The 12,807-nt window shown below is 45.1% G+C and carries 9 protein-coding genes and 1 pseudogene; 3 read left to right on the forward strand and 7 right to left on the reverse strand.

Annotated elements, in window-relative coordinates; genetic code table 11:
* Positions 1-165: 165 nt before the first annotated feature.
* Positions 166-1,725, forward strand: a complete 1,560-nt coding sequence (glpD, locus tag A136_RS20335) for a glycerol-3-phosphate dehydrogenase (RefSeq protein WP_017064021.1) — start codon at positions 166-168, stop codon at positions 1,723-1,725.
* 253 nt (positions 1,726-1,978) lie between these two features.
* Here glpD and A136_RS20340 read toward each other — a convergent pair whose 3' ends face one another.
* The 5 genes and pseudogenes from A136_RS20340 to A136_RS20360 form a co-directional block, all read right to left on the reverse strand.
* A complete protein-coding gene (locus tag A136_RS20340) occupies positions 1,979-2,875 on the reverse strand; it encodes a LysR family transcriptional regulator (protein WP_017064022.1) in 897 nt (298 codons plus the stop codon).
* Positions 2,876-3,067: 192 nt separating this feature from the next.
* Positions 3,068-3,304: a YdcH family protein gene (locus A136_RS20345; RefSeq protein WP_004732244.1), complete on the reverse strand. Its 237-nt coding sequence runs from the start codon at positions 3,302-3,304 to the stop codon at positions 3,068-3,070.
* 609 nt (positions 3,305-3,913) lie between these two features.
* The gene (locus A136_RS20350; protein ID WP_017064023.1) at positions 3,914-4,609 is read right to left on the reverse strand and encodes an aspartate/glutamate racemase family protein; all 696 of its coding nucleotides are present in this window, start codon (positions 4,607-4,609) and stop codon (positions 3,914-3,916) included.
* A gap of 223 nt (positions 4,610-4,832) precedes the next feature.
* On the reverse strand, positions 4,833-5,816 hold the full coding sequence (locus tag A136_RS20355) for an HAD family hydrolase (RefSeq protein ID WP_017064024.1): 984 nt from the start codon (positions 5,814-5,816) through the stop codon (positions 4,833-4,835).
* A 236-nt stretch (positions 5,817-6,052) separates the two neighbouring features.
* Positions 6,053-7,298, reverse strand: a pseudogene (locus A136_RS20360) (NADH:flavin oxidoreductase/NADH oxidase family protein).
* 279 nt (positions 7,299-7,577) lie between these two features.
* On the opposite strand from A136_RS20360, the gene nfsA reads away from it, so the two are divergent.
* On the forward strand, positions 7,578-8,300 hold the full coding sequence (gene nfsA / locus A136_RS20365) for an oxygen-insensitive NADPH nitroreductase (RefSeq protein ID WP_017060948.1): 723 nt from the start codon (positions 7,578-7,580) through the stop codon (positions 8,298-8,300).
* Positions 8,301-8,420: 120 nt separating this feature from the next.
* Here nfsA and A136_RS20370 read toward each other — a convergent pair whose 3' ends face one another.
* Complete coding sequence (locus tag A136_RS20370; RefSeq protein WP_017064025.1) at positions 8,421-9,953, reverse strand: phospholipase D family protein; 1,533 nt, start codon at positions 9,951-9,953, stop codon at positions 8,421-8,423.
* Between the two features lie 445 nt (positions 9,954-10,398).
* On the reverse strand, positions 10,399-11,280 hold the full coding sequence (locus A136_RS20375; RefSeq protein ID WP_017064026.1) for a LysR family transcriptional regulator: 882 nt from the start codon (positions 11,278-11,280) through the stop codon (positions 10,399-10,401).
* A 281-nt stretch (positions 11,281-11,561) separates the two neighbouring features.
* Between A136_RS20375 and A136_RS20380 the strand changes: the two genes are divergently transcribed.
* Positions 11,562-12,749: an MFS transporter gene (locus tag A136_RS20380; protein WP_017064027.1), complete on the forward strand. Its 1,188-nt coding sequence runs from the start codon at positions 11,562-11,564 to the stop codon at positions 12,747-12,749.
* Positions 12,750-12,807: the final 58 nt, after the last annotated feature.

A 12,807-nucleotide genomic window follows, 5' to 3' on the forward strand; every position in this document is an offset into this window, starting at 1 on the left:
CGAATTAGTCTTATTTGAACCTCTGCTTTCATAAGCAGAGGTTTTTTTATGCCCAAATCACATAAAACGCGCATAAACGAAAATAATAAATGACCGCAAACGAAAGTTCATATAGGATTCAATTATGTTCTAAAATGCTCGTTCGCTCAGAAAGAGGTCAAAACCATGAGTGCTCAACAAAATAATTCAAACAACAGTACATCTTCCACTTTAGACTTGATCGTGATTGGCGGCGGCATCAATGGTGCAGGCATCGCGGCAGATGCAGCAGGTCGTGGTCTAAACGTTGGCTTATACGAAGCAAATGATTTCGCGTCTGCGACGTCTTCTGCTAGCTCAAAGCTTATCCACGGTGGCCTACGCTACCTTGAACATTACGAATTTCGTTTGGTTTCGGAAGCACTCGCTGAACGTGAAGTCTTGTTAAGAAAAGCGCCTCACGTTGCTCAGCCAATGCGTTTCCGTTTACCTCATCGACCATTTTTACGCCCAGCTTGGATGATTCGCTGTGGCCTATTCCTTTACGATAACTTGGGTAAGCGCACCACTCTTCCTGGAAGTAAGACAGTCAACCTAGCAAAATCAGGGCTACTGAAACCAGAAATGAAGACAGGCTTCGAATACTCAGATTGCTGGGTTGATGATGCTCGTATGGTATTGCTCAACGTGTTGGCAGCAAAAGAAAACAACGCAGAAGTACGTAACTACTGCCGTGTTGAAAAAGCGCACCGAGAAGGTGGTATTTGGCATGTGACGATCCTTGATGTGATGACAAACCAACGCTTTGAACGCAAAGCAAAAGCGCTGGTTAACGCTGCTGGTCCTTGGGTTAAACAGTTCTTTGATGATGGATTAGAGCAGGCTTCGCCTCGTAATATTCGTCTTATCAAAGGCTCACACATTGTTGTGCCACGCATTCATGACGAACCACAAGCGTACATTCTGCAAAACAAAGACAATCGCATTGTGTTCATGATCCCTTACCTAGATAAATTCTCGATCATCGGTACTACCGACCTTGAATACAAAGGCGACCCACGCAACGTCGCAATTGATGATGTCGAAGTGGATTACTTGATTGATATTGTTAACCAACACTTTGTTAAACAGCTGGGTCGTGAAGATGTGGTTTGGACATACAGTGGCGTAAGACCGCTTTGTGACGATGAATCTGATTCACCGCAAGCGATCACTCGTGACTACACGCTCGAATTAGACGCAGAACTTGATCAAGCACCACTGCTTTCGATCTTCGGTGGCAAGTTGACCACTTATCGTAAGCTAGGCGAAGCAGCACTTAAGAAGTTAGAACCACACCTAACCAATATGGGTGCGCCTTGGACAGCCAACAACACGCTTCCAGGCGGTAACTTCAGCTGCAGCAGAGAACAGCTCGCTAAGATGATCCACACCAAGTACCCTTGGATATCAGAAGCACTGTTACTACGTTATGTGACTCAATTTGGTACTTACACTTGGAAGCTGCTGGAAGGTGCAACGAGCGAAGCTGATCTTGGTACCCAATTCTCAAGCGAAGCACACGGCGTTTATCAAGCTGAGATCGATTACTTGATCAATGAAGAGATGGCGATGACTGACGAAGACATCTTGTGGCGCAGAACCAAGCTTGGCCTGTACTTAAGTGAAACAGAGCAGCATGCAGTTTCTAGCTACTTAAAAGAGAATCTTGAAAGCACTGTGGTGAACTTTTCTCAAGTCGGTTAGTTCTTCTAGCAAAACCATCCGCTCCTGAATATAAATAATGACAAAGCTTAGCGCTCCCCACGCTAAGCTTTTTTATTGTCTACTATTCCGCTCAGCCTGAGACTTTATTCACACCTCTATTTTCAACAAAAACTAAATAGTGTTTTATTAATCCGGTTGATTATCAACTTCACAAAAGGTTGCTATTCTTTATCTCAACGAAACAACACATTTAAAAACGCTCACCATGTCAGCGCTTTAATAACGTTTGTCTCTATGTTTTCTCCCAATACGGCGGATTACCATAATATTCAGAGAAGTAGTCAATGAAGGCTCTCACCTTTGGTGCAAGTAACCTTGTACTTGGGTACACAGCCCAAATTGCAGGCTCTGATGTTAATGGGTAATCTTCTAATATTTGAACCAGCTGACCGCTTTTCAGTTGTTCATAGGCACACCAATTCGATGTCACCGTGATCCCCATACCACCTGAGGCTGCGTCACGCAGTGCTTCCCCGTTATCTGCCCTGAACGACCCAGATGCCTTAATCGTCTTAGGCCCGCTTTCAGCATTGAAGGTCCAGTTTTCTAAACCAATTAAGCTAATACATTGATGATCGTTAAGATCTCGAGGTGTAGTTGGCTTACCATATTTGATTAAGTAATCAGGCGATGCACACACAATACGCTTGTCTGTCGCAAGTTTTCGGGCAATCAGAGTCGAGTCTTTCAGCTCCGAGATACGAATCGCGATATCAAAGCCACCCTCAACAACATCCACCATCGAATCTGATAGCCTGAGATCGACTTTTAACCCAGAGTAGCGCTCTAAGAATCCAGGTAAGGCAGGAACAAGATGCAAACGTCCAAAAGACGCAGATGCGGTAACTCGCAACGTTCCGGTTGGAGAATCACAACCCACACCGACCGCCGATTTGGCAGCATCCACGCTCGATAACACTTCTTCAGCATGAGGTAAGAATGCTTCCCCCTCTTCGGTTAAAGAGACCTTACGAGTGGTTCGGTGGACCAAGCGAACGCCTAAATTGTCTTCCAGTTTACTGATGTGCGAGCTTGCAACAGCAGGAGACAAACCAAGCTCTTGCCCAGCCATGCTGATGTTATGTGTGGAAGCTAAACGAACAAACAATTTGAGGTGTTCAATATTCATGAGATTACCAATAAAATCTTAAAAATCGTGTACCAGTAACCCTCATTATGCGTTATTAACATAACAATACAACGTATTAACTCAGTTGAATTATGAAGAAGTGATTGAGCCAAAACGAAAAAAAACTCCCGAAGGAGTTTTTGTCTAAGTCTGTAATTCGCCATTTAGCTAGCCAGCAAAATTACCAACTCACTAGCCCGTTAAACGAGCATGCAGTGAATCTTTAAGCTCAGAACGATCATGTTTCAATTGGTGCATCGAGCCGTCATCAATGGGTGAATCTTTCAGCTCTAGTTTACGAATCTCTTTATCAAGGTTGTCGTATGTCTTCATATCTGCTGCAAAGCCATCGTCAGTTTTAGCAAGCTCAGCAATTTTGTCTTTCATTTCAGGAAATTCGTGAACAAGAGAGTGATTTTCACCTAGCATAGAAACCTCTTAAGTTGAGTAAAGTGATTGGTAGTACACATTCATTATTTACCTTAGCAAGGGACTCAAATAACAAATGAGATCCAGTACACAGCCTAGAATATAGACAGTTCAGATTCACAAATTTACAACATCCACCTAAAAAAATAAGATGCTTTACATAGAAGAAAGCCTTGTAAGAACACAAGGCTTTATAAGGTAGATCTATATACAAGTAGAGTTAACAATCGTTATCGAAGCAGCTGAAAAATGTTTCTACAAAGAGATTAGCTACTGCACCCGCTTGTATCTACTTTATTCATTTGATCATGTGAAGATGTTTCAGAGCCTGTTGATTGGCATCCCGCCACAAACAATAGCGTTACAGATAAGATAAGCCATTTCATAATTAATCCTCTTTTAGTCATGACTAAAGCATAGTGCTTAAAAGCGCGAATACCTCAGTCATTAACTAAAGCCTTACCTGCCGATAAAGCCTTAGTTAATGAACAAAGCATCGCTTCATTAATTAACGACCCGCTTTTGTACAAAAAACTTTCACTCAACTGAATAAAAATCGCACAAAAACTAAAAGAGGACTGCTATGGAGCTAAGAATAAGAGCTAGAAGTTAATCGCTCGTCGCCAAACGTACTGCCGCTTCTGCATGGATAGCAGTGGTATCAAACAGAGGAACATCAGTGTGTTGCTGCTGAATCAGTAGGGCGATTTCAGTGCACCCCAGAATAACGGCTTCCGCACCTTGTTGGCTTAGCTTATCAATGATTTGACGATAGACAGCTCGAGATTCTTCTTTTACTTCGCCTCGGCACAGCTCTTGATAAATGATGTTGTGCACTTTCTCTCGGTCGTCCTCATCAGGAATCACCACATCGATACCGAATTTGTTAGTCAGGCGTCCTTTATAGAAATCTTGTTCCATCGTGAAAGCCGTGCCGAGTAATCCGACTTTCTTTACGCCCTGTTCAAGCAGCTTCTGCGCCGTGGTATCTGCGATATGTAAGATAGGAATCGTGATTTTCTCTTCGATCTCAGGAACGACCTTATGCATGGTATTGGTACAGATCAGGACGAAGTCCGCGCCGCCCTTCTCTACCGATAAAGCCGCGTCCGATAAGATGTCAGCCGTCTCAGCCCAGCGACCTTGATGTTGAAGCTTTTCTATCTCATCGAAGTTCACGCTGTACATACAAACCTTTGCAGAATTGAGCCCACCGAGTGTGGCTTTAACGCCCTCGTTGATGGATTTGTAGTAGCTCACTGTCGACTCCCAACTCATACCGCCGAGCAAACCGATCGTTTTCATATTCCTGTCCCTTTAGATTCCGACTAACCCGATTAAATCGTTATGCGTTGCAAATTTATAGTACGTTCTTGCTTAAAGCGAGCCCATAACACCTTACTCCTTTCAAACCATTCTTTCCAAACCATTACTTTCAAACCGTTTATTCCAAAAACCTCCGTTCATAAAAAAGGCTCGAATTAAGAACCCGAGCCTTTGTTGCTTTTGACCAACCAAAGTTTTGGCGTTAGTACACCTCACACCAATCTGACTTCATATCGATCAGTGTCCAGTCATCTCTTGAGCTCGCTTCGTCTAATGCTTTGTCGAGTTGCCCAACATGAGACTCTCGGTCGTACTTCCACTCACGTTCGCCATCAGTGTGATGAACAATCATAGCCATTGAGTTTGGTTGGCTGGTTGCCCATTGCATCATCGCTTGATCTCCGTCTGAGTTCCCGACAGCTAGAATAGGCTTTTTACCTATAATATGCTGAATATTCGATACTTTTCCAGCTTTGTCATCGATGGTCAAAATGGAAGAGTCTTTAGTGACCGTCGGTTTACCATCGTTATAGTTGTAATTGTATTTAAGCGCGCTGCCGATAATCTGTTCAGAAGGAATGTTGTAAGCCTGAGGAGCCCATGCTCTCATAAAATCAACGCCTCCTCCCGATACAATGTAAGTTTTAAAGTCATGCTCTTGTAGGTAAATCAGCATCTCTTTCATTGGCTGGTAAGTCAGGTCTGTGTAAGCTTTATTGAAACGTGCATCTTTTGCTACCGCTAACCACTGCTCAACGTCTTGCTGGTATTGCTCTACTGTCATACCAGAATGTGTCGCCATGATGATTTTCAATAAACCTTCTTCGCCACTTCCTAGAACACTCTTGATGTCATCTTCAAGTACGAACTTAAACGGTTCTTCCGTTTTCCATTCAGGGTGCTCAGGCGCCATCTCTTTCACACGATCTAGTGCAAAGGCTAATTGAAAGTAGTAAGGCTTTTCCGACCAAAGCGTACCGTCATTATCGAACACGGCGATGCGATCGGCTACCGCAACGAACGTATCGGATTCAGCTTTGGTGGCTTGCCCAACAAAGTCGACGATAGCGGATTTGCTCTCGCTGTCCTTCCAAGAAGGCAGTAAATTAGGATCACAATCTTTAGCAAAAGATGAGAAAGAGAGGCTGGATAAGATCGCGACAGACAAAAGGTTTATTTTCTTCATAGCAACTACCATGTTATTGAATTATTTGTAGGGTTTAATTCAATTCATCCTAGTTGGTCTACTCTGATTTGCCACTTATGAACACTATAACCAATGCTCATGTTGGTATTAGATTAGTACCACAGCTAAGCTGGCTGAGGGTGCTCTGCGATGTATTTATCGAGAACTTAAAAGGAGACAAACAAAAAAGCAGAACTTCAATTCCTCAAAGTTCTGCTTTATCAATCCATGACTGCTTACACTCTGCGCTTTTTGAAAGCGTGCCAGCCAGCGCTGAGAATTGTTTTTACCACCACACCGAGTGCGCTTAGTTTTGGGTCGGCGTTCTTGCCAGAGGCAATGCGCCACATCTGATGTTCATACCAAACCAGCCCGACCATCGCCACCTTGTCTAATGCGGGTTTTCCTGTGGTTGGCACCGTTAGTGGCATGCCGTGGCTAGGGTTTTCAATTAACTTGTTAGGGAAATCAGGATCAACCGCCATTGTTCGCGCAATACCAATAAAATCGGTCGCCGAGGTGTTTAATGCTTCATTCATTGCTTGCGCGGTTCGAAAACCACCCGTGACCACCAGCGGTGTACTCACGAGTTTTCTCGCCTTAACCATGTAATCCATAAAATACGCTTCACGTTTTACTGTGCTGGACTTGATTGATTCAGCTTTGCTCTTTGAACCCATCATTGATGGACTTTCATAGGTGCCGCCAGAGATCTCAATCAGGTCGATACCGTTATCACTCAGTGTTTGCACAACCTGCATCGACTCTTCTTCAGTGAAGCCACCTTTTCATGAAGTCGGCGCTGTTGAGCTTAATTCCGACAGGGAAATCTTCACCAACCTCTTTTCGAATCGCGCGATAAACCTCAAGCACGAAACGAAGTCTGTTTTCGAGTGAGCCACCCCATTTGTCTTGGCGTTGATTGTGTCTCGAAGACAAAAACTGACTCACGAGATAACCATGAGCACCGTGAATCTGCACGCCAGTAAAGCCTGCTTGTTTTGCAAGCTTTGCACTCAGCGAAAATTTATCAATGATTGCGATTATTTCTTTTTCAGCCAGAGCTCGTGGTGTATTGAAGCCTTTCTCTAATCCACGCTCTAAAGAGATAGCCGAAGGCGCAACCGGGCTATCACATAAGAATTTAGGGATTTGTTTACCTGGGTGGTTCAATTGCATCCATATCTGCGAACCATTTTGTGTTCCAGCCTTCGCCCACTCACGAAATACGCTTAAGTCACTTTGCTCATCCAACACAACGTTTTTAGGTTCACCAAGCGCACCTCTATCGACCATCACGTTGCCCGTCATGGATAGGCCAATTCCTCCTTGAGCCCAACGCTGGTAAAGCGTGACTAAACCTTGCTTAGGGTTATGATGTTTATCACCTAGCTGTTCACTCATTGCCGATTTGAACAGGCGATTTTTGATCACTTGGCCATTAGGAAGAGAAAAAGGGTCGTTGAGGCAGATCGGATTCATGCGCGTGGTTACTTTCTTGGGTTTATATATTGAGTCCAGTATGCCCTATTTTATCCGACAGTTTTTATCATTTAGTGCCTATTTCGAAGCAAGTTTCGCTCAATAATAAAATGCCAGCGGCATAGCAGCTGGCATTAATCGATTATAAATAGAATCTCAAAAACTGGGCTGACGCTGCTGAAATATGTCAACCAGAAAGGCTCGAACACCCTTTACGCTCATGGTAATTGTCGTTATTGTGATTCTCTACGCCATCATCACAAGGACTGTCTGAGAGTTATGAACAGCACGATTGAAACTATTCTGGGGCACCGCTCCATTCGTCAATATACAAATCAACCGATTGAAAAAGCACAACTTGATGTGATTATTCAGGCTGGTCTCGCGGCTTCATCATCGAGCTTACTGCAGGCTGTTTCTATCGTGAGAGTGACAGACACAGAGAAGCGCAAGTTGCTAGCTGAATACGCAGGCAATCAAGCTTACGTGGAGAACGCGGCTGAGTTTTTGGTGTTCTGTATCGACTATCAACGCCACGCTCAAATTAACCCTGAAGTGAAAACCGACTTTACTGAACTGACCCTGATTGGCGCGGTCGATTCTGGCATCATGGCGCAAAACTGCATGCTGGCTGCTGAGTCTCTAGGTTTGGGTGGCGTTTACATTGGCGGGTTGCGTAACAGCGCACAACAAGTCGATGAACTGTTAGAACTGCCACAGCACACCGCCGTGTTGTTCGGGATGTGCTTAGGTCACCCGGCACAACAACCAGAGGTGAAACCTCGCCTCCCTGCTCACGTAGTAATGCACGAAAACCAATACCAACCGCTGAGCCTAGATGAAATTGCCAGCTACGATGATTCGATGCAAAGCTACTACGCAAGCCGTTCAAGCAACCAAAAGCAGAGCAGTTGGTCACAGCAGATCACACAGAAACTCTCTGGTGAATCTCGCCCACATATCCTGCCTTACTTAAACAGCAAGCAGCTGACCAAGCGTTAAGCCGTTAAGCCGTTAAGCCGTTAAGCCGTTAAGCGATTAGAGCTAGCAGCAAACAGCAGTACAAACAAAAATGTCAGCGTAATATACGCTGACATTTTTATTTATCCGGAGGCGGCTAGCTTACAGATATTTCTCAATCGGTAACAACTGTAGGAAGCCAGACTGCATTCGTTCCCATTGACCAGTGTCAGGTTCGCTGTCCCAACGTTGATCGCCTGAATACCAATACACATCGCCGTCTTCCAGTTCCAAGCGCCAGCTATTATCTTCACTCATCGCTTGCTCAATGGTGTCAGCTAACGTTTCAGCAATCTCTTTGTTCTCGATGATCAAAACCGATTCCGTATTGAGGTAGGTAGAACGCAGGTTGAAGTTAAATGAACCGATGCTCGCGATGCTGCGGTCGAATACGACTGATTTAGCGTGCAAGCCATAGGCCGTTTCAGGCGCACATTTAGACACGTCTTGAGTCGATGCTTCACACAGCTTAGATTCTGGTTTTAGCTCAAACAGATCGATGCCATGCTCCAACATGTCGTAACGTCTGCCTGCATAAGCAGAATGATTAGTCACCAGATCATTAGACGCCATAGAGTTAGTTAGCGCTTTTATCTCAACGCCCTTATTGTTCAACACTTGCCACTCTTCAAGCTGACCATCATCGAATACAAGGTAAGCCGATTCCAATAAGATCTCTTGTTTCGATTCACTCGCTAACTTACCTAGAAGAATCGCGGTCGCTTTCGGTTCATCGGTATTGTCTGAATCATCAGGAACAGGCTGATCGTAAACAAAACGCGCATTCACCCATGCCATCTCACCAATCACCTCTTTCAGCAAACTATCAGCAGCCTTACGATCTAGTGGCAATTCCGGGTAATTTTGATAATGCGGAACGACAATATTATCTATCTTCGAGAGATCAGGTTGTTCGTCATCATCCAGCATATCGACAGGGTAAGACCAACGGCTGTTCCAGTATTCAACAAAACTGGTTTGGATGGTGTTAACTACCGAGCCCATGACTAATACATCGCGGTCTCGGAAATTGATTTCATCAGAAAGGTCAAAGTATTCATCACCGATATTACGGCCACCCACCACAGACAAAGTACCATCGACGGTAAACGACTTATTGTGCATACGGCGATTTAAACGAGAAAAGTCGCCGACAAAGCTCAGCCATTTACTGAAGCCACGGCGTGTTGGTGTTGGATTGAAGATACGAATCTCGACGTTCGGGTGTGCATCCAGTGCCGACAGCAACCCTTCACGTTCGTTGAGGTTGATATCATCCAGCATTACGCGAACCTTCACACCGCGCTCGGCCGCTGCTAATAAACGGCTAGCGAGATAGCTGCCCGATTCGTCAGAGTTCCAGATGTAATATTGAATGTCGATGGTGTGCTCGGCACTTTCGACCAGCGCTAATCGCTGTGCCAAGGCATCCCAACCAGACTCTTGCAGACGAACCGCAGTGGTGCCTTGCTCTAAAGCTTCAGGCTGAAATTCATTGGTTAGAACCGATAAAGAACTAGGTGCAGGAGAGGTTGGCGGTTCTGTTGGATGATCGATGCCTTCAGGAAGTGAAGAACACCCACCTAAAACGGCGATTAAGATTAACGTTAAACTGATGCGTTGGTGCACAGGCATGTATCTGACTTCCTTTTCACGATGGCGTCTTTAGAAACTTTCCGTACAGCTTTTCAATGAACAAGCTATTCCGATCTATTCATTGATTATTACTGCTAAAGCCTGAAATTTATAGGTAATTATCCAGTATAAATTTAAAGGTCGGTAAATTGGCCCACAAATCACTTAAGTTGGGTGAGTGCCAAACAGTATAAACTCAGCGGCTTTTCGACCATGTCAATGGTGAGCTCTATTCGGTCTGGGTGATGCTTCACCATTGTTTGGAGATCTAGTTTCACCGCTTGATTTCACACTAACAGGCGTGTCGACTTACTTATATGAGATTGTGCAAACGCATTACTTACGTAAGCGCTAAAGCTGTTGTTCATCTAAGGGGCATGTAAGGATCAACACCGAAAACATTGTTCACGCTACATAACGTTTATCGTCCCTACACAAGCCTTCCCTACAAGCTCAAACGGGGCTGAATAAAGTCGATAAACGCCGAGATACGTTTAGAGACCGATGACGACTTGTAGTAAACCGCATTCACTCGCTCTCGGTCTGTGTTGGCAAGTTTGTCTTGTTCCAGAATAGGGATTAGGCGACCCGCAGCCATATCTTCCTGCACCATAAACCCCGATAAACAAGCAATCCCATTTCCAGCTAAGACTAGTTGACGCACGGTTTCACCATTACTGGCTGTCACAGTAGGCGCGACATCACTTTGGTTTGGTAAAGGCCAATGGTTAAGCACTTTGTTACCCGCAAACCCCACAATTTGATGCGAACTCAAATCTTCAGGTTTGGTGGGCAGCCCACGCTTAGCGAGATAATCAGGTGACGCCACAATATGGAGTAAACTTTTTCCTAACGGGCGAGCGTGCAGTGTTGAATCGGACAACTTACCGATTCGAATCGCAACATCAGTTCTCTTTTCGAGAAGATCAACGAAGCCTTCGTTGGAAGTGAGTTCCAACTCAATGTCTGGGTAAGCCTCTTTGAATGACTGCACCAACGGCACTAGCTGATGGAATACGAATGGACTGGCGGCATCGACTCTTAAACGACCTTTTGGCAACTCTCCGCGCGACACGATTTCTTCTTCCGCGCTCTGAATCATCTGTAATCCCACCCTGACTGAATCGACAAACTGCCGCCCTTCCTCCGTCAATTCCACGCGTCTCGTTGTTCGGTTGAATATTGAGACGCCGAGTTGCGACTCAACCTTACTCACCGAACGAGACACCTTGGCGACCTGCACATCCAGCGCCTCTGCCGCCGCAGAAAAACCACCAGCATCGACAACGGTGAGTACCATTTCTAAATCATCTGAACGGGTTAACATGAGGCTCCTTCGCTATCTTCATTTTGTTTAATGTCATCTCGCTTGTGCTCATCACAGCTCAAATCATCTGAGTCTTTGCGATCTCATCAGCTTAATCCAATGATCGGTTAACTCTCCAATTATTGCAAATAACACAAAGGTTATTTGTTAATGATGGCATTTTTCACAAATATATTTTGCTAGATAATCCTCGCCATCAAACGAAGCGCTCCTATTGCAGTCACAAGCTGCCCCATTTTATCGCGCTCGGTATTTAACAAAGAACAGTAAGAGAGATGATTATGCCATTAGCATTACTTGCATTGACGCTCAGCGCCTTTGCCATCGGAACCACAGAATTTGTCATCGTAGGCTTGATTCCTACCATGGCGAGCGACTTGAATGTATCTCTGCCATCGGCAGGCCTATTAGTCAGTTTATACGCGCTTGGCGTTGCCATTGGCGCACCAGTAATAACGGCATTAACCGGCAAATGGAATCGTAAGGCGGTGTTGCTGACCGTGATGGCATTGTTTGTCATTGGTAACTTATTGGCGTGGCAAGCTCCGGGTTATAACACGCTGATCGCCGCACGAATTTTGACTGGCCTTGCCCATGGCGTGTTCTTCTCGATTGGATCGACCATCGCGACAGGTTTGGTTTCAAAAGATAAAGCAGCCAGTGCCATTGCGATCATGTTTACAGGTTTAACGGTTGCATTGGTAACCGGCGTACCACTGGGCACTTATATCGGGCAAACCTTTGGCTGGCAAGCGACCTTCTTGATAGTGGCTCTGCTTGGTCTTATTGCTCTTATCGGTAGCGCTATCTTGGTTCCAAGCAACCTTAAGCAACCACCAGCGGCGAAGATTTCGGCACAACTAAAGGTTCTAACTCAACCACGCTTACTGTTGGTTTACGCTATCACAGCACTAGGTTATGGCGGCACATTCACAGCGTTTACGTTCCTTGCTCCAATACTGGAAAATGTATCAGGATTTGATTCGAGCTCAATCAGCTTAATCATGTTGGTTTACGGTGTGTCAGTGGCGGTCGGTAACATCTGGGGCGGAAAAATGGCCGACAAGATGGGCCCAATTAAAGCACTGACCGTTATCTTCTCTGGTTTAGCCGCAGTACTGGTGGTATTCAACTTTACCGCAGTAAACCCTTACGCAGCTGTTGCTACCATTTTGGTTTGGGGTGCATTCGCATTCGGTAACGTTCCAGGACTACAAGTGTATGTTGTGAAACTGGCTGAGAAATACACACCAGACGCCGTCGATGTCGCTTCTGGATTGAACATTGCAGCCTTCAACGTCGGTATTGCATTAGGCTCATGGGGCGGTGGTTTGATTGTCGCGAAATCTGGATTAATGAACACCCCTTGGGTAGGTGCTGTGATCGTTTTGATCGCTCTTGTTCTGACTCGATTCAGTGGTGCGTTAGATAAAAAGCAAGCACAACAAGCTGTTCCATCTAGCATCTAGCATCTAGCATCTAGCATCTAGCATCTAGCAAGAATAGAAAAAACAAAGCCCGAACCTA

This window comes from Vibrio crassostreae 9ZC13 (genome assembly GCF_000272045.2).
In the GTDB taxonomy this organism is placed as follows: domain Bacteria; phylum Pseudomonadota; class Gammaproteobacteria; order Enterobacterales; family Vibrionaceae; genus Vibrio; species Vibrio crassostreae_C.